This window comes from Rhizobium sp. CIAT894 (assembly GCF_000172795.2).
GTDB lineage: Bacteria > Pseudomonadota > Alphaproteobacteria > Rhizobiales > Rhizobiaceae > Rhizobium.
In genome coordinates this window covers 108,722-133,469 of the sequence record NZ_CP020947.1, presented here as the reverse complement: position 1 = coordinate 133,469, position 24,748 = coordinate 108,722, and the positions used below count along the sequence as shown (strand labels likewise).

The window sequence follows — 24,748 nt, the reverse complement described above, 5'->3', positions numbered from 1 at the left end:
GCTCAGGCGGCTTCGATTTCCTTGCGGGCAGCACTCGCAAGGAAAGCCGAACGGGTCAGGCCACGCTCTTTAGCGGCCTTGTCGATCGCATCGAGCATGCCTTTGTCGAAAGTGACATTGGCTCGAACGGTGCGTGTCGTATCCTCGATAAAGGGAATACGCGTGAGAAAGGCACCGCCGGCCAGTTGCTCGCGGATATCCTGCCGAGAACTGATCTCATCATATGAGGAAGGCGTCGGCAGGGTTTCATCTTCCGCCCAGAGGCGCAGCGCTTCGATGGCGTTCGCAGTCAGGTCTTCTTCCTCATCGGCAGCGGAGAATACCGCCGGTAGATCCGGAAAGCTGATGCCGAAAGCGCTGTCCATGTCCTTGTGCACGAGAGCGATGAAATACTTCATGGTTTGTCACTCACATTCCATCCGGCTTGTTTTGCGATCGCAAGCGCGGTGCCGATCGGCAGATCTTTCTTCGGATGCGGAACAATGATGCTCTGACCGCCCCGCCGAAGCTTATGGTGCGAGCCTTTGATGGAAACCACTTCGAAGCCTTCTCGCTTCAGCCTGGCGATAATCCTCTGACTGTTTCGCTCCGCTGAGCGCCTCAAATCTCTTTTTTGGTATAATTCATCCCGACAAAAACAACAAGGCCGTGCGCACTATTGTGCGCACGGCCCAGATTCAGCAGTGCGATAGCCTTTACTCCACGTCCGCCCCGCGCAGCGTTTCCAGGATGGGCATGGAAGTGACGTTGAAACCCGCGTCGACGAAGTGGATTTCGCCGGTGACGCCGGCTGAAAGGTCGGAGAGCAGGTAGAGCGCCGAATTGCCGACCTGATCGATGGTCACGGTCTTGCGCAGCGGCGCATTGCGCTGGTTCCAGGAGAGGATGGCGCGCGCATCCGAGATGCCGGCGCCGGCAAGCGTGCGGATCGGGCCGGCTGAGATGGCGTTGACGCGAATGCCGCGCGGACCGTAATCGGCGGCGAGATAACGCACCGAAGCCTCGAGCGCTGCCTTGGCGACGCCCATGACGTTGTAATTCGGGATAACGCGCGTCGAACCATTATAGGTCAGCGTCAGCATCGCACCGCCGTCTTCCATCAACGGCGCGCAACGCTTGGCGATCTCGGTGAAGGAGAAACAGGAAATAACCATGGTGCGGCTGAAATTTTCCCGCGTGGTGTCGGCGTAGAGGCCCTTCAGCTCGTTCTTGTCGGAAAAACCGATGGCGTGGACGATGAAATCCAGCTTGCCCCAGCGCTGCTCGATCGCATCGACCAAGGCATCGACCGAAGCGACGTCTTCGACATCGCAGGGCAGCACGAAATCCGAGCCGACTTCGGCAGCCAGCGGCTTGACACGCTTGCCGAGCGCGTCGCCCTGATAGGTGAAGGCGAGTTCCGCACCCTGTGCGGCGAGAGCTTTTGAAATCCCCCAGGCGATCGAGTGGTTGTTGGCGACGCCCATGATGAGGCCGCGCTTACCCTGCATGATTCCCGTCATTTTGTTATCCGTTATAACGCTGGAAGACCAGCGTGGCGTTTGTCCCGCCGAAGCCGAAGGAGTTGGAGAGGGCGATATCGATCTTCGCATCGTCGATACGCTTGCGCACGATCGGCACGCCTTCGAATTCGGGATCGAGCTCGGAAATGTGAGCGCTTTCGCCGATAAAGCCTTGCTGCATCATCAGCAGCGAATAGATCGATTCCTGCACGCCGGCAGCACCCAGCGAATGGCCGGTCAGCGACTTGGTCGACTGGATATGCGGGATTTTCGAGCCGAATACCTCGCGGATGGCGCCGATTTCCTTGCTGTCGCCAACCGGCGTCGAGGTGCCGTGGGTGTTGATGTAGTCGACATCGCCTTTGACTGATGCGAGCGCCTGGCGCATGCAGCGGATGGCGCCTTCGCCCGAGGGGGCGACCATGTCGTAACCATCCGAGGTTGCACCGTAGCCGACGATCTCGGCGTAGATCTTGGCGCCGCGGGCCTTGGCGTGCTCCAGTTCCTCGAGCACCAGCACGCCGGCGCCGCCGGCGATGACGAAACCGTCGCGGTTGGCGTCATAGGCGCGCGAGGCGGTATCGGGCGTGTCGTTGTACTTGGAGGACATGGCGCCCATGGCGTCGAAGAGGTTGGACATCGTCCAGTCGAGATCCTCATGGCCGCCGGCAAACATCACGTCCTGCTTGCCCCACTGGATCATCTCGGCAGCGTTGCCGATGCAATGGGCCGATGTCGAGCAGGCAGACGAGATCGAATAATTGACGCCGTGGATCTTGAACCAGGTGGCGAGTGTGGCCGATGCGGTCGAAGACATCGCCTTCGGCACGGCGAAAGGGCCGATGCGCTTCGGGCTGTTATTCTTCATGGTGATCTCGGCCGCCTCGATCAGGGTGCGGGTCGACGGACCGCCGGAGCCCATGATGATGCCGGCGCGCTCATTCTGCGCGTAGTCCTTCTCTTCCAGGCCAGAATCGGCGAGCGCCTGCTTCATGGCCACATGGTTCCAGGCGCCGCCCTGCGACAGGAAGCGCATGGCGCGGCGATCGACCAGTTCGGCCAGCTCCGCCGCACCGAGCTTGGGGCTGCCCCAAACCTGGCACTTGAAGCCGTGCTCGGCGAAATCGCTGGAGAAGGAAATACCCGACTTTGCCTGGCGCAACGACTCGGTGACTTCGGCGGCGTCGTTCCCGATCGAGGACACGATACCCAGACCCGTGACAACTACCCGTCTCATCTGATCAAACCTTTTTTGTTTCGTGAACCGCCTGAAATGCGGTTTCAGGCCGTCTTGTCTTTCGAGAGACCGACGCGAAGGTCGGCCGCCTGATATATGGTCTCGCCGTCCGCCTTCAGCCAGCCGTCGGCGGTGCCGAGGACCAGGCGGCCGCGCATGACACGCTTGAAGTCGATGCCATATTCGATCAGCTTCGTATGCGGCTTGACCATGCCCTTGAATTTCACTTCGCCGGTTGAAAGCGCCATGCCGCGACCTTCCTCGCCGAGCCAGCCGAGGAAGAACCCGGTCAGCTGCCACATGCCGTCAAGGCCGAGGCAACCCGGCATGATCGGATTGCCTTCGAAATGGCAGGGGAAATACCAGTCGTCGGGACGTACGTCGTATTCGGCCCTGAGGTAGCCCTTGTCGAAGGCGCCGCCGGTTTCGGAAATATCGGTGATACGGTGAACCATCAGCATGGGCGGCAGGGGAAGCTGCGCATTGCCGGGGCCGAACAGCTCGCCATGTGCGCAGGCAATGAGTTCGTCGTACGAGAAGCTGGACTGTCTGGTCGTCATAAAGTTTCTTTTTCCCCCCGCGTGAAGCCGATGGATGTCAACATTTAGTCCAAGTTCCTCAGAAAATGAAGCACGAGCAAGGCGGCTTCCTTCATCGTCCCGGACCAGGCTTACGCCATTATTTGGTGGTCGAATACAGGAAGGCCAGGGCCGCGACCAGACCTATTTACGCCAAAAGCCCGTTTTTGCCGGGTTTATCAGGCTCTTGTCCCCATTGAACTATTGAAAGGCTCCGATGCAAAAGTTATACCGCTTGAAGAAACATGATTGCTTTATGCAGGAATAACCGGAGTTGGTCTTGATGACGGGTGCACTCCCGATCGCAATAGAGGTAAGGCTGCGCGGCGCGGGCCTGCGCCCCACCCGCCAGCGCGTCGCGCTCGGCGACCTCCTGTTTGCCAAGGGCGACCGGCATTTGACCGTCGAAGAACTGCACGAAGAGGCGGTTGCCGCCGGCGTGCCGGTTTCGCTGGCAACCGTCTACAACACGCTGCACCAGTTCACCGAAGCCGGCCTCATCCGCGTTCTCGCCGTCGAGAGCGCCAGGACCTATTTCGACACCAATGTTTCCGATCATCACCATTTCTTCGTCGAAGGTCAGAACGAGGTGCTCGACATTCCCGTCAGCAACCTGACGATCGGCAATCTGCCCGAACCGCCTGAGGGCATGGAGATCGCCCATGTCGACGTGGTGATCCGCCTGCGGGCAAAGCAGGGCTGACGCCCTCGAGCGCCTTCACATGACATCGTCGGGGTGCCGACCGGGCTTGTGTCTGTAAGTCGGAAAGGTCCAGCCGAACCATAGGGCTCCGCCGCGCACCGCAAAGGCTGCGGCGACGCCGCAGGCAGACGCCAGATAGAGCTGCATTCCGAGCGCATTGGCGAGCGTGAACACACCGGCGCCGATGAGGGCCGCAGTCACGTAGATTTCCGGCCGCAAGAGCACCGAAGGTTCGTTTGCCATCAGATCGCGCAGAATGCCGCCGAAGGTTGCCGTCAGCGTACCGGTCACGATCGCGATCGTCGGCGAACCGGTGGCGGCAAGGCCCTTGGCGGCGCCGAGCACGCAATAGGCGGCAAGGCCGATCGCATCCAGCCAGATCAGCAGGCGATAGCGCGATTCCAGCAGGTGGGCGGTGAAGAAGACGATGACGCCCACGATGCAGCAGACGAGGATATAGGCAGGGTTCAGCACCCAGAAGACCGGCACGCGGCCGAGCACGATATCGCGCACGGTGCCGCCGCCCGTTCCCGTCACCATGGCGAAAAACAGAAAACCGATCAGATCCAGCTGCTTGCGCGAGGCGGCAAGCGCGCCTGTGGCGGCAAACAGCGCAATGCCGGCATAATCGAGATAGACGAGCAAAGACATGCGAGCCCCGGAACCGCGGAATGTTTCACCAAAAACCACGGCGGCAAGCGCGGCGCAAGGCGGTACAGCCATAAAGCCGATGTCTTTATTCGATGCATGTCGTCACCCCAAACCGCTGCGCACTTCCGGGCGACATGCATCAGGCTGCAGAGCCTTTGTCCAAAAGAGGAAAGCCGTGAAAACGCTGGTGCTCGCCGTTCTGAACATTCTCCTGCTGGTTATCATGCCGGCTGTGGCCTTCGGCCAGCAATCGCTGATCTCCGATCCGGAGATCTACGAGAAGAAACATTTCCAGGAGCAGTGCAAGACGGCCGAATTCGCCGATGGCTTCGTCACCCGCCAGGATATCAACAATGACGGCCTGATCGATGCGGTGGTCAATGAGGGCCAACTGACCTGCGACGGGCAGAAGGGGCCGCAGTGCAATGACGACGGCTGCACCTATAATTTCTACCTGCAGGTCGCCGAAGGCGGTTATTTCATGATCGCGACGGCGCAGATCTACGGCTACGACTTCGTCCAGCGCTTCGGCAACATGGTGCTGGCGATGAAGATGCATCCACGTTTCTGCGACCGCACCGAAGGTGATCCCTGCATCGTCACAGCCCGTGTGCGCGGCACGAAATTCGTCACCATCTCGAAGAAATAGATCCCAAATTCAATGTGATCTAGCGCGGATAGAGCTCCGACGTCCGGCCGGCGAGATAATAGCCGACCAGGCCATACCATTCGCGGATGGCGGTCGCCATGTTCTGCGCATTGAGGTTCGGCTGGGTGAAATCCAACCCCGGCCTCACCGCACCATCGGTGCGATAATCGGTCGGCCAGGGCACGGTATCGATGCCGAGCTTGCGGAAAATGCCGACGGAGCGCGGCATGTGAAAGCCCGAGGTGATCAGCAGGCAATGGGACAACCCCTGGCTTGCCAGGAATTCCTTGGTATTGACGGCATTTTCGAAGGTGGTACGCGACTGCGTCTCCTCGATCAGGCGATCCTTGCCGATGCCGAAGAGAGGGAAGAAGCGCTCGGATGCCGCTGCATCGCCCTCGTAGACGCCCGAGAGGGAACCGTCGCCACCCGACACAAGGATGCGTGACTGCGGAAATTTCTGGGCGAGCCGCAGGGCTTCGACGAAGCGGTCGGCCGCGGCGTTGAATTCAATACCGTGGCGCGCCGTGTTCACCTCGTTTTCGAAAGCGCCGCCGAGCACGATCATGCATTGCAGATTTTCCGGATCGGCGGCGGGTTTTGTGAAGCGCTGCTCGAGACCCTGCATCAGCAGATTGCCGGCCGTGGTGTAGAGCGTGATGAACAGGATGAGGGCGGAACCGGCCGCGCCGAGAATGCTCAAGGTCCGCCAGCGCAGAAGGCCGGCAATGAGGGCAAGGAAGACGAGGAAGAATGCCAGCGACAGCGGCTGAGCGAAAATCCAGACAAGCTTCGAAATGACGAACAAGACCTGCTCCTTGGGGATTGGCGGCGGTCCTTCCTATCCGATTCGACGATGACAGGAATGCGACGGTTTCATTTGGTGCGGGCGACGACGTGCCGGTTCGGTGCGATCTTCTGGTTGAAGCGCCGCTGCAGCGGCCGCGGGATGAACATCGCGGCGAGCGCCAGCACCATGGCAAAAAGGGAGACCAGCCACAGCGCATAGGCTCCGGTCAGTCGCGTCAGCACGGCGCCGACGACGGCGCCGAGCACCATGCCGCCCCAGGGCACGATCTGGATCGTCCATTCGACACGGCGGTCGCCGATGATCCAGCGGCCGATGCCGCGGCCGAAGCGCGACAGGGCGCCGGTGACATACGTCAGCCCGATCGGCAGGCCCTCGATATGCTCGACGGCGGCGTTCACCATGCCCATGGAAAAAACGATCAGATAAAACCGGACGAATAACATGTCCTGCGCCGTCATCACCGAGGCGAGCGCCAGGACGAGGCCGACGCAGCCGAGCACGACGAAAATGCGCCGTTGCGAAACATGGGCGATGACGATGCCGGCCGCATTGCCGAGCACAAAAACGATGATGGCCGAGATCAGCACCGCCGCATGATGAAGATTGCCCTCGCTCAGGGCGAGGGCCGCCCGCGTCGTATTCCCCGTCATGAAGGACACGAAATCGCCGGTCAGCAGCAGCCCGGTCGCATCGGTCATGCCGGCGAGAAATGCGATCGCGCCGACGAGGCCAACCCCTGTCAGGGTTCGTCGGGTCCGAATGAGGCGGCGGCGTCTTGCTCTGGTCATGGGCGAGGTCCTGGAGGCGAATCGCTGGGATTGCAGCAACGAGGATAATTCGTTTCATTGAGGAATTGGCAAAGGCGATTGGAAGGGATGGGGTGCGGCCTGTGCTTCGGAAGAGATGTGAAGAGAACGAGGCGCGTCGGCGGGTGTGGGGGCAAGCCTGCCGGAGTTGACTGCACGACTTAACTGAGTGGCTTTCGGCACCGCAGCAGCCAGCACTTAATCGGAATCGGTCATCCCACCCGCCGAGCGACCGGTATCCGGGTTCGGCTGGACCAGTCTCTTGCCGGCGAAAGCTCTGCCTGAATGCGATTTCAGGTATTTTTCGAATTCAAGGGCTTTGTGCTTGTCGGGGAAGGCGCAATACCAGAGCAAATTCCATGGTGCGAATTTGGCAGTGTGGTTGGATTTGCGTGTATTGTGAGCAGTAAGCCGCTGTTTCAGGTCGGCGGTAGAGCCGGTGTATTCCTGATCGGGAAAATCGACGCTGCGGAGAATATAGACGTACCACATCAGCGCTTCAGCCCGTCGTCGCCCTTCGGGCTATGCCGGGCACTGCTTCGGCCTAACGGTTTCTCGCGGCTGCGCCACGCGAAGCCCGTAAGGGCGAAGCGTGGTGGAGCTAAGCGGGAGACAACCTCGCCCAATAAATTTTTATTTTCTGTCAAATAGTTATTGAAAATCAATTAACTGTGGGACTACATATGGGTACTTTCTTGGGTACTCGGAGGCTTTCTTGTCCCTCTCATCCGACCGCAAATATCTAGAGCTTCACGGGAACCAGTGGCGCGTGGTCGTCAATGTCCCGAGGAAGCTTCATGCGAAAATTGGCACGAAGCTAAAGAAAGCGCTCGGGACAGATAGCCTTAAAGAGGCAAACCGGCTCAAGTGGGATGCACTGGCAGAACTCAAGGCGACCATTGCACACGCAGAAGATCCGTCGCTCTCACTGGAGGCCGCGCGAGCCGTAAGCCGTGAACAGGCCATACAGCAGGCTATTAAATTTGCAGAGCAGCGGAGAGCCGCTTTTGATCCGGCGCGGCGAGATGTAATTGATGAAGAGATCGATTGGCAGGCAGAGTCTCTCGCAGGTCGCCCCCTCGCGGTTGATGAGCGTGGGCATGATGTCTTCGATCCGGAACGTTTGCGACTCGCTACCGACTTTTCGCAATTGGCGCGAGGAGAAAAGACACCGGTCGACCTCCATCATGAGAAGTTCCTTTCGATGTCGCACGTGAAGGCTCGCACCCTGGCGGACGATAGGCGAGCGATGAACCTCTTGAAGGAGTGGTGCAGCCGCGCTGGTGTGCCGCCCTATCTACAGGCTATCACCAAAAAGGAGGCCGTTCGGTTCTGTGACGAACTTCCGAACGTCACCGCCAATCTGACCCCCGTCACTCTCAACAAATACGTAAGCCGCCTTTCAGTTTATTGGACTTGGCTGGAGAACAGGCATGAGGTCGAATCCAATATCTGGAAGGGCCGCCGACTGCGTGAACCCCAACAGACAACTGACCAGAAGGAACGCCCCTTCACCGACGATGAGGTCCGGGTTTTGCTCCAAGGTCCTGCTGAGCCAGAAATGGACGACCTTATGAGGGTTGCAGCCCTATCCGGTGCCCGGTTGGATGCCATCGTGTGCCTCAAGGCAAAGGACTGCCGTGACGACGGGGTTTTCGTGTTCAAGCCCCAGAAGAAAGAACCGGGGCCGCGCCTCTGCCCCATCCACCCTGACCTAATCGAGATCGTTGAGCGGAGGAAAAAGGGGAAGCAGCCTGAGGATGACATTTTCCCTGAGTGGCCTGGCGTGAAGAAAGCGGATTCGCTGCGTGAGCGCTCCTTCAAGACCTCCAACGAGTTCACCGAATATCGCCGTAGTGTCGGCGTGGAGGACAGGCGCGAGGGCAAGCGCAGGGGTCTAGTAAACTTTCACAGCTTCCGACGCTGGTTCATCACCAAAGCTGAGCAGGCGGGGCAGCCTGAGAGCACCATAGCGGTTGTGGTCGGGCACAAGCGGCAAGGGATGACCTTTGGGGTTTACTCTGGAGGGCCGCTCCTTGAACAGGCACGCGAATGTGTCCAATCGGTGAAGCTTCCTGTGCTGCGCGATGGCGCTGCCGCATGCGACAGTCTCTCGCAGGCTAATGCCCAGAAATTCAGCTAGAAAGCTCTAAGATTGGTGCCTTCAGGAAGGTCTCCCTCCCTTTGTAGCAGCAGACATTGGAGCGCTGTGAAAGCGGGAACGAAGGCTTCTTCGAAGGAAAATGCATGCCAGTCGATGTTTTCCCGAGCCCCAAGTCGATCTTGATGCAGCTTGTCCCTGACGCTCTTAACGCGATCGAGGCCGGCTTCAAGTGAGAATTGTCCTTCAGGATCAAAAGTGGAAATCAGCGGTGGCTTCCATTCCTCGAAGCCGACCCGATTTGCTGCTGAACCATCAAAGCCATTTTCACGCAGCCAGAGTGCCGATCCGATTCCCTCAAACACGGAAAAAGCCCCGACACAGAATTCGAAACTCATTATATGCATATAAGGCTCGAATAGGACAGACGGGCCTGGACCACGGCGCGCATGAGGAACAATTAGCGCAGCCTTTAATTCCAAGCCCACTAGGACGTGCTTCAGATTTGAGATCAGCCGTCGTTGAACTTCGACCTCTAGTCCTTCGGGCAAAGACCGACGGACCCAGCGTTCCCACTGCGAAGAAGTGGATATATTGACATAGCCTTCAGGCTCTTCAGGCAGTGACGTTATATAAAACATTTCATCATCCTAAATGAATGCCAAGCGCTAGCTTGCGGTGTAGCACCCGGTGGCAATTCGCGCATAAGCACTTTAGGTCTTCCATACTGGTTTTGTGTCCAGGCTGCATGTTCGCAATGTGAGTTCCGTGGTGATGAACCTCGATGCACGCAGCCCCTGCAGTGCCATATCGCTCAACAGGATCAAGCTTACAATCCTCACAGAAAAGCCGCTTATGCTCTGCAATGAAGGCGTCCCGCTTTTCTTTTGCCAAACCGGCGGCTCTTTCACGCTGCAGGTGCGAGACGATTTTCGGGTTACCCTCGATCCAACTGCGCTCTTCTTCTGTCGGCGCAAAACCAACCAGCTCTGATTCGACCTTCTTGGGGTCAGGCTTGGGGCGGGCAACGCCCTCCTTTTTCGGCGTGATCCAGAGGCCAGCTTCTTCGAGCAACTCGAAGCAGATTTGACCCCATCCCGCGCTAAAGTGGCCAGGATAAGCCTCTATTCCAAGCGCTTCCTCAAGGGCCAGACCGAACACCTTTTTGGGCGCAAGTGGAGTGCCTGTTTCGGTGAAAGCATCATAGTCGCGAGACGGGGCGAAGTTTGGAGCGTCGTCGCCGTTGAGGAGCCTCTGGACAGCACTTTGGATGTGAGTCGTCGTAACCTTTCTTAAATCGCGGGCAGACAGGCGGACAATCTCGTTTGCCACTGCCACCGCTCCAATCGCGACCCGCAACTCGACGGGGCTAACGCCCGGTGCCGTGATTAATAGCCTTCGATACGCACCGCCGGCTTCGGCAATTGCATCAAAACGCTCTTGAACTGTGGCCTTACGATCAAAGAAATGTTGCCGCGAAGACAGCGGGAGGTTCTGTTTAGCAATGCCATCGAAAAATATATTGTAATCAATCCCAGCATTGTCCAGCCGAGATATCATCAATTCAAGCGCCACCCGGTAATCAACGTTTCGGATGGTTCGGCCTCTACTGTGGAGGCTGATTCCCCGCTCGTCCATCGTGATACTAGCTTGGACCCGCGCGCCATTATCGTTGATGAGAATCACTTGGTCAGACATAATGCGAGGTTGAACAGCAACAGCGCTAATTGTCTAGTTGCTGAAGGCGCAAAGCGGCTTTCTTCAATCATGGACGCCCTCTACTTTCAGCAGCCACAAGGGGTCCGGAATAATCGGTGCGCCTGTTTACATTAAACTCCCAATGAGTTCTAAAAGCCTTTTGGCAACAACCTCAAGACCAGTACCGAGCGCCTCTTCGGCCTTCTTTTTGGCCGTCTTCTGGGCAACCTCTTTGGCGATGCCAGCAGCCTTCTTTAAGAGCCCAGGCTCGACCATCGGAGCCCTTAACACAGCAAGCGTAGTTTCCAAGATGGCAATGAGCTGCGCCCGCTCGATGGCGGTCAAGGCGGCCTGATCTTCAGGCAGGTTTGTGGCCTTGGCTAGAAACACAGCTTCGTCAAGCAGTTCGGAGACATCAGCGATAATCACCTTGGCGCGTGATCCACGCTTCAAATAGACCCACTGTTCTGCCCAAACCTGAATTGGCGGGGGTGGATGTGCCTCGGCAAGCTCTTGAATCAGAAGATCCTGGTTCGCCGGATGCTCTGGAGAAGGTTTGCCACCGCCGTGCTCGCTTTCCAACGTTCGAAGGTAGCTGCGAGCCCTGCCCAGCGCGGCTATCATTACGGGGGCTCTGAGCTTCGCGTCAAAGTTCTTCAGTTTGTTCGCCACTGAGGGATTGATCCCGAGGCTATGGAGAACGCCATTCATCTCGAGTTCCATAAAGACAGAGACCGCCTCTGGAATATATGTCATGGGCATGTACTTCTGGTGGAGGGTTGCAGCTTTCAGCCTGCTTAGGCTTCGCTCAATGCCGTCCAGCATCTCGTGGATTTCTTCGAGGGAGAAGCCGGGGTCAGTCAATCTGTTACCATAATGGCTCGGGTTGTGGTTCTTGGGAGCGTGACATACTGAGGTTGAGCCTGCAAGCTCGCGGAAGAAAGCCGTCCATTCTCTGACCCCATCACCTCCACCGACAGCCGCCTAGTGGAATGATCTTTTGGTCTCCCGTTAGCGAACGCAAAGTATAGCTTTGAGGCATTGGAACGGTAATGGGTCGCCTATCATCATCTCTTCCCCAAGGCAGCACGGGAAGGAAGCATGAGCCCCCCATGTTGGTCACTTTGAGATACAGCCCCCAGGTTCCCCTAAGCAGCTTGAAGCCGCCATTGAGCTGAAGGTGATGATGGGGTCTACCGCAATGAGGCCAATCACCCCAAGGCAGCCCTAGAGCACCATAGTGGGGAGTTATTTGGCGCAGGCTTTTGGACTGGCTTTTCGACAACTGGAAGCGGACGACCCGCCTTTGCGGCGCTGACACTTCGCATTGTTTCGACGGCCAACTCCTTCTGGCTTGCCGGCACCATGATACCATCGTGCATTGGCAATGCGGCCACGCCGTTTGAGGCAAGCTCCAACAAGATGCTAACCAGGATTTCGCTTTCCAGCGCCATCATCTCAAAGCCAACGTTGGTATCAAAAAGCGGTATGATGGCCGGATGGAACTGTGATGCTGCCGCCTTAAAGCGCGCCATGTTCCATTCGTCAGGCAAAGCCCCCTTGCCGCCGTTGGGCAGCCGCCGAGCCTCCTTGTTCCGAAAGAACAATGAGACCATTAGCGGCTTGACCTCCTTCCGGTGCTCCTCCAATCCGGGAATCGCGTATAGGTCGCCGCTCGGCGGCTCGGCCCCTTGGCGACAATAGGCGAGCTGGATGAACATCGCTGCAAAATCGAGGTCAACAACTTGCTCCCCACCAATCGTCAGCAAATGCCGCTGGTCCTTCGGCAAGTCCTCCCAAAAGCCGCCATAAAGCCTGCCATGGCCATTGAAGGTGTGGGCGTCTTCGGGCGTTTCAATTCGAAACTTCCGTACGAGCTGGATAGGGCCGCATCCACGATTGTCCAGGCGAATATCAGCACCATTAAGGACCCTGTTGATTTCCGCCATCTGGGCGCGCCTCGCGTCCGCGTCCTCGCAATCCGCATAGTCAACCGGCGTCTTGCCGCCGCTTCTTCTGCTCCCCGCCCACAGTTCGATTGTCTCCCGGCCTTCGAGGTGATGGAGATCGGCAATCGACACGCCACGCTCGGCAACAAGCTTTAGGAAATAGGGTGTCGGGGCAACGATCGTCCGCCGCTCCTTAAAGATAGCCTTCTCGACTGCAACGAGGCCCGCGTGTCTCGCCTCGTCAATCACCAGCCTCAAGACATCAGCACTGAAGTCTTTCCGGTCGTATCGGGTGAGCCTCCCATTGCCGAGCGGCACCGCCAAGCCGACATACCTAGATGGGCTGAGCGCAGCCTTCATAACGTTAGCCACGAGTGTCTTCAAGGAGAGCTTACGACGCTCCTCTGCGTCGGCCCTCGGCTTCCTTCCTTCGGTGATGATCGGGCGCGGAAGCTCTTCAAACAACCGGTCAGCCAATCCGGTAAAACCATCACTACGGGCGGTCAGCCACGGGTCATAATGCAGGACATGAGGCATCGCCTTTTCGTCCGCTTGTCGTTTCGGATGCAAGTTGGCTCCAACATGTGCGTCCCCACCTCCGCCAGGTGATCAGACGGTGGTGAGGACTTTGTTGTTGATCAGGACGCCGTAGCGATGGGCCGATGAGATGGATGGGGTCCGAAGTGCTGGGTTCGCATTGCGATGACCTCGGGCACGGCTGCAGGGGCTAGCTCATCGCATGCCTTCTCCAACGTCTCTCCGATCTTCCTCAGGACATGCCCCGATGAGCGAGGGTAGGCGTGAAGTTCGGCCTGCCGGGTGCCGCCTGTTCGCGGGTCCCAAACGTCCCACTTGCGGTGCGTGCCGCTAGCGAGCCTATGGATGGCCTTTGCTGCTTGCACAATGCGGAACTCTCGGGTGCGATGACTGCCGTAATCATCCTCAATGAGAGCCGCAACGCCGAGATAGATGGCGATGATCCTCCGCGTTGGAATGTTCGCTGCCCGCAGACGCGCAAAGGCGACCCGCGCGCGATACTCGGCAGATTGGCCACGCAGATTTGTTGCCGGGGCCGCAGGTCCAGCGCCAGCCAATAGGTGCTCTAGCTGCCAGTATGCCGCCTGATAGGCTGGGTCCTGCCGGTGGTTTTTTATCCAAAGGTTGGCGCTATCGACATAGGCCCGCAGTTCGGATGCTTTGTAGGTCGTGTGCCAATGAGAGCCGTGCCGAGACTTGTGTTGGACGTGGTAACGACAGTGGTAGCGAGCCAGGCCGGACCCATCGGATACTTCTGCCGGTCGGCTGCATCCTGGGACCGCGCATCGACATTCCGCTGTCATATGGCCGCTTCTGTGTATTTTATTCACCGGCGCCCCCGCTACTCAAAGCACTTTTGCGGGCTTCAGCTTTTGCCAAATCTTCGACCTGCCTCAGTATTTGCCCTTCCTTGTCAACAGGCTTCCGAAATGTAGTCGGGAAGTGAGTCGCCATCACGCTATCTTCCAGCCACACGTCGATGTTATCTGCGGCTTTGGTTTCCCGCGTTTTAGCCTTCTCGACCAGGCTCTCGTCGGCGTTGCGAAATCTAACGCTCATGTTCGGTTTTCTGACCACAACCTCGACGGTCGGCTTATTGTCGGAGACTTTGTCCTCGACCTCAGACCACAGAAACGAATAAGCGTCCTTCAAGCCGATTGCGTACATCGCCTGAACTTCCGCCTGGAGTCCGCCAGCATGCATCACTTTGTCGATGCCGTTTCCTAGCATCCGGAGTGCGTAGCCGGCGTGCACTTTTCCGTTGCGATGCGCTCCATGCTGCGTCGCGGCAATGTAAATGCGAAAAGGTTCAATTCCCATTGTGTGTTCTCCATGAGTTGAGACGCACACATGGGTTGCTGGCCCACGCATTCAAGAATATCCATCGCGAAAATCTAGTTGGATCAGACATTTAGGATAGGACATGGGAAGGAATCCGAAGGTCGATGGATGAAGCCATGTCCTCCGGAAACACGGCAGAGAGGCTATCTCAATACGTTAGCATATACCACTAATACGATTTTAAGTTGATATTCTTTTTGAAGGAGATTCTTGCCGACTTGCCGATAGGTGGATAATGGTTGGCGTTGAGCGCAGACGCGGCGCTCCAGGGCTGGAAACCCTGAGTCTAGCGGTACTGGTTCCCACCGGAAGGGAACCGTCCTTGACCTTAAGTTGGTCCGGGGGCCTTGGTTATGTCCAGGTTCCACGGAACTAAAAGCTTAGGGCCGACTAGACTCGGTTTCCAACCCCGGATCAAGGGGTCATGGAGGCAAGCTTGCGGGGGCGCACCGCAGGCACAGGCCTCAAGGAAATCGCTATGGATACACTTGAGCAAGGGCTTCAGGCCACCCGCAAGATTGACGATGGGAAGCCCCAAGCGTTACCCGCCGCCACCTCATTGTCACCTATCGCAGTCGTTGCGTTAAGCGCGCTCGGTATCGTATTGGGCAGTGCGATTGTATTGCATCTTTCTCCGTGGGGTTCTTTGGGCCGCTATCAGGCCGTCCTTCTCAAGAACACCACGATTGTCCGAATGGACACTACTTCCGGCGCGATTTCCGCTTGCTACTATGATCACGGCAATATCGGGAAACCTTTGACGTGCTTTCCTTGGAGCCAGTCCAACAGGGATTTCGTGCAGTCCAGCCAAACTGAAGGGCCTCAATGAGGATAGGTTCGAGCGGGGATACGCGAGGAACTTGGGATACCGCGTTGCGCTGTCATACTACTCACATGGCCACGCATTCTCGAAAGCGCTGGCTATCAACGAAGGTCCATACTTGTGTCGGTCAGCTGGATGGTCATCTAACCATTTGCAAACCACGTCAACCATTTGGCCCGAGGTGACTCTGTCAGGCACACAACGGTTGGTGCGTACAAATTTGCCGACGACTTTCAGCTGTATGGACCCAGGTTCATGTTCAAGCCCCCAGTCAGCGACATCGCTGTCTAGGAGTCCTTTGTCTACTACGCCCATCATGTATCCGAGCACAAAGAGCTTTTCCTTGTGGCAATTTTCAAGAAGCATGTTGCCCGTCATAAAGGCTGCGTCAGCGTGGGCGATGGTTGGACATAAGAGAGCGGCTATCGGCAACACGTATCGCAGGACTATCTTTTGAGTCATTGCCTTGCCTTCTGGAGCGTGATCTATCTCGAAACGATATCCGCCTCTTTTAGAATCCTGAAGTAGCTGGCACGACTAATCCCCAATGTCGATTGTATTTGCGTCGGGCTCTTTCCCTCGGCCTTCAACGCTAACACGTGACTCGCCTGTAGGCGCGCGGTTGGAGCCCTACCCTTATACTTCCCCTCTGCCTTTGCTTTGGCGATGCCCTCTCGTTGCCTCTCCAACATCAGCTCCCGCTCAAACTCCGCGATTGACCCCAACAGATTGAGCATGAGCTTGCCTGTGGGTGTAGACGTGTCGAGATTCATGGTGAGGATGCGCAACTCGACCCCCTTGGCCTTAAGGGCCGCCGTGATGGCCATGAGGTCTGCCACCGAGCGGGCAAGCCGGTCCAGCTTGGTCACCACCAGTACGTCACCTTCGCGAACGAACTCAAGGGCGCGCTCCAGCTCGGGCCTGGTGTTTGCCACAGAGGAAAGCTGCTCTTTGAATATCTTGGTGCATCCCGCCGCCTGTAGGTCTCGGAGCTGGGCATCCAGGCCTGCCTTTTGGTCGTTGGTGGATGTGCGGGCATAACCTATCATCACTGCTGTCATGTTGGCGTCCTCAGTCTCACACGGATCACTGACTATGAGATGCTATCTGTCTCAAAATGTCAACAGTACTTATGTGAGACTATTCGGGCCGCCTAGGGAAAGACTCACAAGGGCTTGCTCTATTGAGACAGCTCGTTAACTTGGTAGCGATCCGAAGCCTAGCTTACGGAAACGTTGGAGCTTGAGATGGCTACATTGCCCCAGGACGTGCGCCTTGACTACATCGTCAGAAACGGCCTGCTAAATAAGCCGGAGGAATACGTCCGAGGTATCTTCAGGAACGCGAAACAGTTCGAACTTCAGCACGGTCCGTGGGCGGTTCGTCTCGGCGCGGGAGGAAAGGGACATGCTCCAAATTACCGTATCGAGTTCGCAGCAACCCCGCCTAAGGCGTCACCGGAAGAGCTTCGAGAGGGGATGCTGGGTCTCCGGCATGTTCCAGCCGTCGAAGCGCTGGCATCCGCTAACACAATGTACGGCGGGTCCAGTCATAAAGTCTTGCTACGTGGATTAGTTGCCGAGCGATGGAGCACCGGGACGGATGATGAAACCTCTCTCTTGGCCGTCTTGCAGAGGCTGGTTGAGGATCGGAGACGCAGCGCTGCGCGTCATTGAACTGATTCCAAACGGTGGCCTCGACCATACTTCGCACCAGCTCTAGGGTCCCATCAAGGGGTACCGGGGGGAAATTGCGCGGTCACTGGCACGTAGGTGGCCTCTGAGATGCGCGACCTCTAAATCTGCTTGGCTTGCGACTTAGTTACAAGAAGGGGCCGAAGGTCCTGTTCAAGTCTCCTGCTGAGGCCCTATGTTGCTGTAGAGAATCCGGGAGAGGGTTGCTCTGGAGGGGAGCCTTCAAGTATCTGCACCACGTCATATCCCCCTGCGACGTTGCGGCGGCAGATGCGTAACTCTATCTCGGGCATTTGCTCCCGGACGAGTCCTGCATAGCGAAGAAACGCTTCGCGGGCCTTATCTGGGAGGATCGAACTAATCGCAAGGCCTTCCTTTGTCAGGATGTAGACGCTTGTCGCAGGGAACGAAGTGTGGTTCCGGAAGATTGCCCTACTTGAATCGGCCATACCCCCAAACTGTTGGTCGGGCAATTTCGCGTCTTTCGAAATCACGAGAGCATTGTCGTCGAATGAGATCAACCAAAAGTCCTCCCCCGTGTTGCTCTTGCTCCCGCTGAACCCACGATGTTGACCCAGGCCCGGCTCCACAAGGAGACCTGCAGTTGTGAGGGCAATTACGGTGGCGTAGGGGAGTTCGCCTGTCAGGCATCTGGGTAAGGAGTCGCCAATTCGATGATCGCAAGCGTCCTCAAAAAGCTTAGCAGTTGCCGCATCGATCTCATCCACGACGCGAAGAACTTTGTTCGAAAATGTTCCCGGGTTCCTTACTTCTTCAGCCAATACCCGACCCCATCGCTGCCTCAGCTCTTCGGTCGATGCTTCGCCAGCGTAACTCCCTAACCGATCCATAAAGGGTTGGTTAAGCTCTTCAGGGCCAGCAGCAGCTTCAATTTCGGTCGGGGGAGAAATCTTCAAATCTTCGACGGCATAACCCAGAACTTCGTCCCTATTGATTTGCTTTCGCGCGACCGTCCCGAAGTGGGTTTCAAATGCCCTTGCAGCAAACTGAGGATCGCTCTTTAGGTGCTCGATTCCGTACTTGACGGTTTCCTCTATTAAGGCGCGCTCACCTTCAATAATTGATCTCCGCCGTGCAGTTCCACCTTCGATGCGGACGTTCAACCACTCCGCTAAATTACCACCCAACCGATCAAACGCGGAAATCAGTCGGCTTTTTGCTTTCGCACTCACGCCGGTAGGTGTAACTTCCGCCGTTAGTGAGGTTTCGGTATCTAAGTGGTCCCGATTAGTCACCTGCCCCCCCGAATCATCTGTCACCGCCGCCTACACCATGGCGAGTACGGAACATGTGCGCAACTCTCGTCGGCGTTATGCGCTCGCTTGGGCCAATCATCCGGCAAAGCTGCGAATCTACTGGGTACCTAGGTTGGGTACTTTATTGGGTACTCACGGATCTCCCGTGACGCCTTATCCAGTTATTTTTATTGAGAAAAAACGACATGAATAGGAATTGGTGGAGCTAAGCGGGATCGAACCGCTGACCTCTTGCATGCCATGCAAGCGCTCTCCCAGCTGAGCTATAGCCCCATCAAGGTGGCCCGGTCTGGCCGGTCCTGGGATACTCCAGAGGGCGTTTCCTCTGGGGTGGCGGCTTCTTACTTGCGGTTTTCGCAGATGGCAAGCCTAAAAAATCCGACCCGGAATTTTTTTGTCATCCGGGCCGGCATTTGTCTGAATCAGACTTCGTCTTCGTCGCCGGTCACGCCGATGATGTCGCTCATGTCGTCGTCGTCATCGTCTTCGTCGGGTGTGAGGAAGGTATCGTCATCGTCGTCGCCTTCGATTTCGACATCGTCATCACCCATATCGGGGATGTCGTCGCCGGAGGCGCCGTCATCGGCATCCTCGAGCGAAACCAGCTCGACTTCGGTGTTTTCGGTATCGACTTCCGCAACCTCGTCTTCTTCGGCAACGTCAGCGATCGCCGAGGTTTCTTCGAAGAAGGACAGGGGGTAGGACTTGCCGGTATAAGGAGAAACGATCGGATCCCGGTTCAGATCATAAAACTTCTTGCCGGTTTCCGGATCGGTACGCTTGGTTCCAAGTTCCGCTTTCGCCACTATAAGCCTCGTGAGAATGGCCGAATCCGAGATTCGGCAAATGCCGTTCAAGCCGGCGTTCCATCGGAATTTATAAGCCGGTCCCCTTAATCGCTGTGGCTTCCCATGTCAAAGCCAAACTTTATGATCAGAGCGCCGGGTTTTTCCGGCACCGGCGGATGACCGGCCGGCGCCGATATGGTAACGAGCCGCAGCGGTCGCGCAAGCGGGCGGCGATCGTCGCCGGAAAGGCCGGCATTGCGAAGGAAATGCTTCGCCTTTACAAAGGATTACGCCACGCACGGCTCCGCGCCGGGGCCTGCCGCCCTCCGTAAGCCCTGACGCAGGATGGATCACATGACACCGAAGACTTTCACCATCGCCATCGATGGCCCGGCGGCGGCCGGCAAGGGCACGCTTTCGCGCCTTATCGCCGAGCGGTACGGCTTTCACCATCTCGACACGGGGCTCACCTACCGCGCCACCGCCAAGGCGCTGCTTGATGCCGGCCTGCCGCTTGATGACGAGGCGGTGGCCGAAAAGATCGCGCGGGAGGTTGAACTCGCAGGGCTCAATCGCGATATACTTTCGCAACACGAGATCGGCGAAGCCGCCTCTAAGATTGCCGTCATGCCGGCGGTGCGCCGGGCGCTGGTCGAGGCGCAGCGGCGCTTTTCCGGCAGAGCGCCGGGAACCGTGCTCGACGGACGCGATATCGGCACGGTCGTCTGCCCGGATGCGCCGGTCAAACTCTATGTGACGGCCTCGCCGGAGGTGCGCGCCAGACGCCGTTACGACGAAATCCTCGGCAAGGGGGCGACAGCGGATTTCGAGGCGATTTTCGAAGACGTCAAGCGGCGCGACGAACGCGATACGGGACGGGCCGACAGCCCTTTGAAACCAGCTGATGATGCGCACTTGCTTGATACGTCGGAAATGAGTATAGAAGCCGCGTTTCAAGCTGCGCAATCGATCATCGATGCAGTCTTGAACCGAAATGCCTAAATTCAAGCGTTTTTGCATGCTTCGAGCATGAATCGCTTTTTAATACAGCAAGCCTGAAATTCCGTCCAAGCGCCGGATTGCCTTCGTGAAAGAGGGCGGACTGGGTTCAGGCCCGTTCAACGCAAACCAACCGGCGCATACGTGTCCGCTTCCCTACCAGGACACGCAGGAGATTTTATGTCAGTAGCTACCCACTCCCGCGAGGATTTCGCGGCTCTTCTCGAAGAGTCCTTTGCCAAGAACGACCTGGCCGAAGGCTATGTCACCAAGGGCATCGTCACGGGCATCGAGAAGGACGTCGCCGTTGTCGACGTCGGCCTCAAGGTTGAAGGCCGCATCGCGCTCAAGGAATTCGGCGCACGCGCCAAGGACGGTTCGCTGAAGGTCGGCGACGAAGTCGAAGTCTATGTCGAGCGCATCGAAAACGCGCTTGGCGAAGCTGTTCTGTCGCGCGAAAAGGCTCGCCGCGAAGAAAGCTGGATCAAGCTCGAAGCCAAATTCGAAGCCGGCGAGCGCGTCGAAGGCGTGATCTTCAACCAGGTCAAGGGCGGCTTCACGGTCGACCTCGACGGTGCGATCGCCTTCCTGCCGCGTTCGCAGGTCGATATCCGCCCGATCCGCGACGTCACGCCGCTGATGCACAACCCGCAGCCCTTCGAAATCCTCAAGATGGACAAGCGCCGCGGCAACATCGTCGTGTCCCGCCGTACGGTTCTGGAAGAATCCCGTGCCGAGCAGCGTTCTGAAATCGTTCAGAACCTCGAAGAAGGCCAGGTTGTCGACGGCGTCGTCAAGAACATCACCGATTACGGTGCGTTCGTCGACCTCGGCGGCATCGACGGCCTGCTGCACGTCACCGACATGGCATGGCGCCGTGTGAACCATCCGTCGGAAATCCTGAACATCGGCCAGCAGGTCAAGGTTCAGATCATCCGCATCAACCAGGAAACCCACCGCATCTCGCTCGGCATGAAGCAGCTCGAGAGCGATCCGTGGGATGGCATCCAGGCCAAGTATCCGGAAGGCAAGAAGATTTCCGGTACCGTCACCAACATCACCGACTACGGTGCGTTCGTCGAGCTGGAGCCGGGCATCGAAGGCCTGATCCATATCTCGGAAATGTCCTGGACCAAGAAGAACGTTCACCCCGGCAAGATCCTGTCCACGAGCCAGGAAGTCGAAGTCGTCGTTCTCGAAGTCGATCCGTCCAAGCGCCGTATCTCGCTCGGCCTCAAGCAGACGCTGGAAAACCCGTGGGCAGCATTCGCCCGCAGCCATCCGGCCGGCACTGAAGTCGAAGGCGAAGTCAAGAACAAGACCGAATTCGGCCTGTTCATCGGCCTCGACGGCGATGTCGACGGCATGGTGCACCTCTCCGACCTCGACTGGAACCGTCCGGGCGAACAGGTCATCGAGGAGTTCAACAAGGGTGACGTCGTCAAGGCCGTCGTTCTCGACGTCGATGTCGAGAAGGAACGCATCTCGCTCGGCATCAAGCAGCTTGGCAAGGATGCGGTCGGCGATGCTGCTGCTTCCGGCGATCTGCGCAAGAATGCGGTCGTTTCCTGCGAAGTCATCGCAGTCAACGACGGCGGCGTCGAAGTGAAGCTCGTCAACCACGAGGACATCACTTCCTTCATCCGTCGCGCCGACCTCGCCCGCGACCGCGACGAGCAGCGCCCCGAGCGTTTCTCGGTCGGCCAGGTGTTCGACGCCCGCGTCACCAACTTCTCCAAGAAGGACCGCAAGATCATGCTGTCCATCAAGGCTCTGGAGATTGCGGAAGAGAAGGAAGCCGTTGCTCAGTTCGGTTCGTCCGACTCGGGTGCTTCGCTCGGCGACATCCTGGGCGCAGCCCTGAAGAACCGCGGCGGCGAATAAGCCTCGCATCCGCTTCTGAATTGAAGAACCCGCCGGAGCGATCCGGCGGGTTCTTCATTTTCAGGCGGTAAAAAGTTTTAAGGCCTGCCTCGACTATTCCCAGCCGACCATCCGCTGATAGAGCGCATAGACAGGATCTGCGGGCGCGCCTGGCTGATGCGGCGTTGGCTCGGCATCGATCATTCTCGGGGCCCTGCGTTCGGGCGCCGCATTGGCTGCTTCGGCGCGGGGTTCGGCATCTTCGCCACCGGATTGAGCCTGCTGGTCATCCTGCTGCTGCTGATCCTGCGGCGCACCGCCATGATGATGCTGGTGGCTCGTTTCGCCTGCCGTCTCGTTCGGCGGCGTATCCTTGGCGAACTGATAGGGCAGCTGGGTATAGGCAAAGCCGTCCGGCATCCGGGCTGCGAGCTGGATATAGGCAGGCTCGGCCGTCTCGGGAATCGGCATCATTGGTGGCTGCGCTGAGATGTCCTTCGGTTGCCGGGCAGCGGGAGCCGCGATCTCGCGATCCATCTGCGGCGCGTGGGGGACGGCCGACTGGCGAGCATCCGGCACTGCCAATTCCGCCGGCTGCCGGGTCAAGGTCTCGGTCGCGTCGCTAATGACGGCTTCATCGAGGATCGTATCGATCTCCACTGCCGCTTCGACGGAAACATCCTCAAGCAGGGTTTCGACGTCCTGCTCGCGGATGATGGTGGCGATCATTTCGGAGGCCTCTTCGGTCATCGAGGCGACAATGCCCGTCCAGTTCCTCGGAATGACGGGATCGGCCCTTTCCGACGTCGCGCGCGGCTGGACGGCAGACGGCTCCGTCGTCTCCATCAGGTCGTCTGTTGCGGCTGTCTCCGCCGACAGGGATTGGCTGGCCTCGATCTCCTGCGGCGCAGCTCTCTCGGAGACGACCTCCCTTGCCGTTGCCGAAGCGGGCTGAGCCCGGGTTTCAAGCTGCGGCGTTTCCGGATCGGCAGCTTCCGCGACTTCGGCGATGACTGCTTCCTCGGCGGTCGCAAGCACGGCAACCTCGACCGGCGCATCGGCCGGCAGGGGTGGCCTTTCTGCCGATTGGCGCATGGCGGCGGGCAGGCTGTCCTCATGCAGCTCTATCTCGGGGCGGGCCTCAGTGCGCATCGGCGAAGCGTCGTTCTGGCCATAGGAACGCACGACGGCGCGGGCGGCGAGATCGCGATCCTTGTAGCGGACGATTTCCAGATAGGCGACGACACGCGCCGCTTGCGGGCCTGCCGGGTTTTTCAGGGCTTCGGCGATCATCCGCAGCGGCAGGCTATGGCCTTCTCCGGCGAGTTGGCGCTCGATCTCGTCGATCCTGGCGGCCGGCAGCCCCCGGATAGCGTCGGCGAGCCGGGAGGCAAAAGCAAGATTGGTCTCGTCCTCGCCGCGATCCAGCGAGATCGAGCGGCCTGCCGCGTCGATGACGTCGAAAAGAGCCTCGACCATGCGCTCGCGCGCCGCAAGGAGCAGGATATTGAGCTTGCCGGCAATGGCGGAATTCAGGTCGGCAGCTTCGACTGGGTTGACGGGCGCGGGAGCAATGACGGAACGGCCGATGCTGCCGGCGACGATCGCCGCAGTCTGGCCTTGAGACGAAAAGCTCGCATTGGACGCTGCACGAACGGGAGTCAACATGGCATGCTCCTTTCGTAAAGTGACGATGAAAGCAGGCTCTATAAAAGGACCGCGCTCATCCGGCCCCCTTGCATCGAGCAGATCCTCCCGTCCGCATGACGCGATTTCAGCGTCATCGAATGCATAAATATTAAGAGGAATTTTAGGAAAGAGGCGTTAACGAATCGCTAAAGCGCGTCGCAATCTTTCAGATTCGCTCCTCGCGCTTTAGGTCTTTGTTTTACGCATGTCGTTGCGGCAAAAGCGCTTCGCGCTTTGCCTGGCAAAACCGCTGCACACTTTTGCGCGACATGCTTTAACGGCTGCGAACAGACCCGTCCACGGTCCCGGGTTTCCTGCATGTCGCAGGCAATTTGATCAGCTGTGGGCGAAGATATCGGCCTCTTCCCAGCCGAGCAGGTCGAGCTTGGCGCGGGTCGGCAGGAATGCGAAGCAGGCCGTCGCATGATCGAACCGGCCGTCGCGGATCAGCCGTGCCGTCAGCTTGTCGCGAAGCGCGTGCAGATACAGCACGTCGGAGGCGGCATATTCGAGCTGGGCCGGAGACAGCGGCTCGGCCGCCCAGTCGGAGGACTGCTGCGTCTTGGAGATGTCGATGTCGAGCATCTCCTTGAGATTGTCCTTGAGACCGTGGCGGTCCGTATAGGTCCGGCAAAGGCGCGAGGCGATCTTGGTGCAGAAGACCGGAGTCGTGGTGACGCCGAAAGTATGGAAGAGCGCGGCGATATCGAAGCGGCCGTAATGAAAGATCTTCTGGTGAGTCGGATCTTCGAGCAGGGCGACCAGATTGGGGGCCTCTTTCTGGCCGGCGGCGATGCGGATGACGTCTGCAGTGCCGTCGCCCGGTGAAAGCTGGACGACGCAAAGACGGTCCCGGCGCGGCACCAGGCCGAGCGTTTCCGTGTCGATGGCAATCGCGCCGGTATAGCGGGCGGCATCGGCTGCGGAAATATCGCCTTCGTGATAACGTATGGTGGCGGCCATCGGACTGTCTTTCGTTCGGATACTCTCCCCTGGCGCTATAGCGCAAAGGCGCAAAATGCGAAACCGCTTCCTGCTGCTAGAGCGCCGTG

Annotated in this window: 25 protein-coding genes and 1 tRNA gene; 6 read left to right on the top strand and 20 right to left on the bottom strand. The window is 58.2% G+C overall.

The annotated features are described in order from the left end of the window. Positions 1–2: 2 nt before the first annotated feature. The 5 genes from RHEC894_RS00645 to fabA all read right to left on the bottom strand — a co-directional run bounded on the left by RHEC894_RS00645 (position 3) and on the right by fabA (position 3,299). Entirely contained in the window at positions 3–398 is a 396-nt protein-coding gene (locus RHEC894_RS00645; protein ID WP_085735518.1) for a type II toxin-antitoxin system HicB family antitoxin, read from the bottom strand. Continuing rightward, positions 395–604: a type II toxin-antitoxin system HicA family toxin gene (locus tag RHEC894_RS00640; protein ID WP_010068843.1), complete on the bottom strand. Its 210-nt coding sequence runs from the start codon at positions 602–604 to the stop codon at positions 395–397. The genes RHEC894_RS00645 and RHEC894_RS00640 overlap by 4 nt, the downstream gene beginning before the upstream one ends. A 91-nt stretch (positions 605–695) precedes the next feature. Next, positions 696–1,502: an enoyl-ACP reductase FabI gene (gene fabI, locus RHEC894_RS00635; protein WP_010068842.1), complete on the bottom strand. Its 807-nt coding sequence runs from the start codon at positions 1,500–1,502 to the stop codon at positions 696–698. Positions 1,503–1,506: 4 nt separating this feature from the next. Then, complete coding sequence (fabB, locus tag RHEC894_RS00630; protein WP_085735516.1) at positions 1,507–2,739, bottom strand: beta-ketoacyl-ACP synthase I; 1,233 nt, start codon at positions 2,737–2,739, stop codon at positions 1,507–1,509. 44 nt (positions 2,740–2,783) lie between these two features. Next, entirely contained in the window at positions 2,784–3,299 is a 516-nt protein-coding gene (gene fabA, locus RHEC894_RS00625) for a 3-hydroxyacyl-[acyl-carrier-protein] dehydratase FabA (RefSeq protein ID WP_085735514.1), read from the bottom strand. Between the two features lie 301 nt (positions 3,300–3,600). Between fabA and irrA the strand changes: the two genes are divergently transcribed. Further along, positions 3,601–4,020, top strand: coding sequence for an iron response transcriptional regulator IrrA (gene irrA / locus RHEC894_RS00620; RefSeq protein ID WP_085738804.1), 420 nt, complete (start codon positions 3,601–3,603; stop codon positions 4,018–4,020). A 15-nt stretch (positions 4,021–4,035) separates the two neighbouring features. Here irrA and RHEC894_RS00615 read toward each other — a convergent pair whose 3' ends face one another. Then, entirely contained in the window at positions 4,036–4,671 is a 636-nt protein-coding gene (locus RHEC894_RS00615) for a trimeric intracellular cation channel family protein (protein ID WP_010068690.1), read from the bottom strand. A 175-nt stretch (positions 4,672–4,846) separates the two neighbouring features. On the opposite strand from RHEC894_RS00615, the gene RHEC894_RS00610 reads away from it, so the two are divergent. Continuing rightward, positions 4,847–5,320 carry a hypothetical protein gene (locus RHEC894_RS00610; RefSeq protein WP_085735512.1) on the top strand — a complete coding sequence of 158 codons (474 nt, stop codon included), beginning with the start codon at positions 4,847–4,849 and terminating at the stop codon, positions 5,318–5,320. Positions 5,321–5,339: 19 nt separating this feature from the next. Here RHEC894_RS00610 and RHEC894_RS00605 read toward each other — a convergent pair whose 3' ends face one another. The 3 genes from RHEC894_RS00605 to RHEC894_RS00595 form a co-directional block, all read right to left on the bottom strand. Beyond that, positions 5,340–6,128 carry a YdcF family protein gene (locus RHEC894_RS00605; RefSeq protein WP_085735511.1) on the bottom strand — a complete coding sequence of 263 codons (789 nt, stop codon included), beginning with the start codon at positions 6,126–6,128 and terminating at the stop codon, positions 5,340–5,342. Positions 6,129–6,196: 68 nt separating this feature from the next. Beyond that, positions 6,197–6,919, bottom strand: coding sequence for a YoaK family protein (locus RHEC894_RS00600; RefSeq protein ID WP_085735508.1), 723 nt, complete (start codon positions 6,917–6,919; stop codon positions 6,197–6,199). A gap of 216 nt (positions 6,920–7,135) precedes the next feature. Then, a complete protein-coding gene (locus RHEC894_RS00595) occupies positions 7,136–7,429 on the bottom strand; it encodes a GIY-YIG nuclease family protein (RefSeq protein ID WP_010067460.1) in 294 nt (97 codons plus the stop codon). A 223-nt stretch (positions 7,430–7,652) separates the two neighbouring features. On the opposite strand from RHEC894_RS00595, the gene RHEC894_RS00590 reads away from it, so the two are divergent. Then, the gene (locus RHEC894_RS00590) at positions 7,653–9,080 is read left to right on the top strand and encodes a DUF6538 domain-containing protein (RefSeq protein ID WP_085735506.1); all 1,428 of its coding nucleotides are present in this window, start codon (positions 7,653–7,655) and stop codon (positions 9,078–9,080) included. On the opposite strand, the gene RHEC894_RS00585 is transcribed toward RHEC894_RS00590, so the two are convergent. From RHEC894_RS00585 to RHEC894_RS00560, 5 genes are all read right to left on the bottom strand, one after another. Continuing rightward, on the bottom strand, positions 9,077–9,679 hold the full coding sequence (locus RHEC894_RS00585; protein ID WP_085735504.1) for a hypothetical protein: 603 nt from the start codon (positions 9,677–9,679) through the stop codon (positions 9,077–9,079). The two genes, RHEC894_RS00590 and RHEC894_RS00585, sit on opposite strands and share 4 nt — an antisense overlap. A gap of 4 nt (positions 9,680–9,683) precedes the next feature. Continuing rightward, a complete protein-coding gene (locus RHEC894_RS00580; RefSeq protein WP_125460932.1) occupies positions 9,684–10,613 on the bottom strand; it encodes a hypothetical protein in 930 nt (309 codons plus the stop codon). 249 nt (positions 10,614–10,862) lie between these two features. Next, positions 10,863–11,600: a hypothetical protein gene (locus RHEC894_RS00575; RefSeq protein WP_245339489.1), complete on the bottom strand. Its 738-nt coding sequence runs from the start codon at positions 11,598–11,600 to the stop codon at positions 10,863–10,865. Between the two features lie 347 nt (positions 11,601–11,947). After that, entirely contained in the window at positions 11,948–13,222 is a 1,275-nt protein-coding gene (locus RHEC894_RS00570) for a hypothetical protein (RefSeq protein ID WP_010069709.1), read from the bottom strand. Positions 13,223–14,044: 822 nt separating this feature from the next. Beyond that, positions 14,045–14,542 (bottom strand): hypothetical protein, encoded by a 498-nt coding sequence (locus RHEC894_RS00560; RefSeq protein WP_010069707.1) that lies wholly within the window; start codon positions 14,540–14,542, stop codon positions 14,045–14,047. 499 nt (positions 14,543–15,041) lie between these two features. On the opposite strand from RHEC894_RS00560, the gene RHEC894_RS00555 reads away from it, so the two are divergent. Beyond that, positions 15,042–15,392 (top strand): hypothetical protein, encoded by a 351-nt coding sequence (locus RHEC894_RS00555; RefSeq protein WP_010069706.1) that lies wholly within the window; start codon positions 15,042–15,044, stop codon positions 15,390–15,392. Between the two features lie 479 nt (positions 15,393–15,871). On the opposite strand, the gene RHEC894_RS00545 is transcribed toward RHEC894_RS00555, so the two are convergent. From RHEC894_RS00545 to RHEC894_RS00525, 4 genes are all read right to left on the bottom strand, one after another. Next, positions 15,872–16,447 (bottom strand): recombinase family protein, encoded by a 576-nt coding sequence (locus RHEC894_RS00545; RefSeq protein ID WP_010069704.1) that lies wholly within the window; start codon positions 16,445–16,447, stop codon positions 15,872–15,874. 806 nt (positions 16,448–17,253) lie between these two features. Then, entirely contained in the window at positions 17,254–18,204 is a 951-nt protein-coding gene (locus tag RHEC894_RS00535) for a DUF2806 domain-containing protein (protein ID WP_164517658.1), read from the bottom strand. Positions 18,205–18,554: 350 nt separating this feature from the next. Further along, positions 18,555–18,630: transfer RNA gene (locus RHEC894_RS00530), tRNA-Ala, on the bottom strand. Positions 18,631–18,779: 149 nt separating this feature from the next. Continuing rightward, positions 18,780–19,163, bottom strand: coding sequence for a TIGR02300 family protein (locus tag RHEC894_RS00525; RefSeq protein WP_011423496.1), 384 nt, complete (start codon positions 19,161–19,163; stop codon positions 18,780–18,782). Positions 19,164–19,499: 336 nt separating this feature from the next. On the opposite strand from RHEC894_RS00525, the gene cmk reads away from it, so the two are divergent. Together cmk and rpsA are read left to right on the top strand one after the other, a co-directional pair. Then, positions 19,500–20,147, top strand: coding sequence for a (d)CMP kinase (gene cmk, locus RHEC894_RS00515; protein WP_085735493.1), 648 nt, complete (start codon positions 19,500–19,502; stop codon positions 20,145–20,147). Positions 20,148–20,324: 177 nt separating this feature from the next. Continuing rightward, positions 20,325–22,028 carry a 30S ribosomal protein S1 gene (gene rpsA, locus RHEC894_RS00510; protein WP_085735491.1) on the top strand — a complete coding sequence of 568 codons (1,704 nt, stop codon included), beginning with the start codon at positions 20,325–20,327 and terminating at the stop codon, positions 22,026–22,028. A 93-nt stretch (positions 22,029–22,121) separates the two neighbouring features. Here the strand turns inward: rpsA and RHEC894_RS00505 are convergent, their stop codons facing one another. Both RHEC894_RS00505 and RHEC894_RS00500 read right to left on the bottom strand, forming a co-directional pair. Next, positions 22,122–23,675, bottom strand: coding sequence for a hypothetical protein (locus tag RHEC894_RS00505; RefSeq protein WP_085735489.1), 1,554 nt, complete (start codon positions 23,673–23,675; stop codon positions 22,122–22,124). Positions 23,676–24,032: 357 nt separating this feature from the next. Next, positions 24,033–24,659 (bottom strand): ribonuclease D, encoded by a 627-nt coding sequence (locus RHEC894_RS00500; protein ID WP_085735487.1) that lies wholly within the window; start codon positions 24,657–24,659, stop codon positions 24,033–24,035. Positions 24,660–24,748 lie beyond the last annotated feature (89 nt).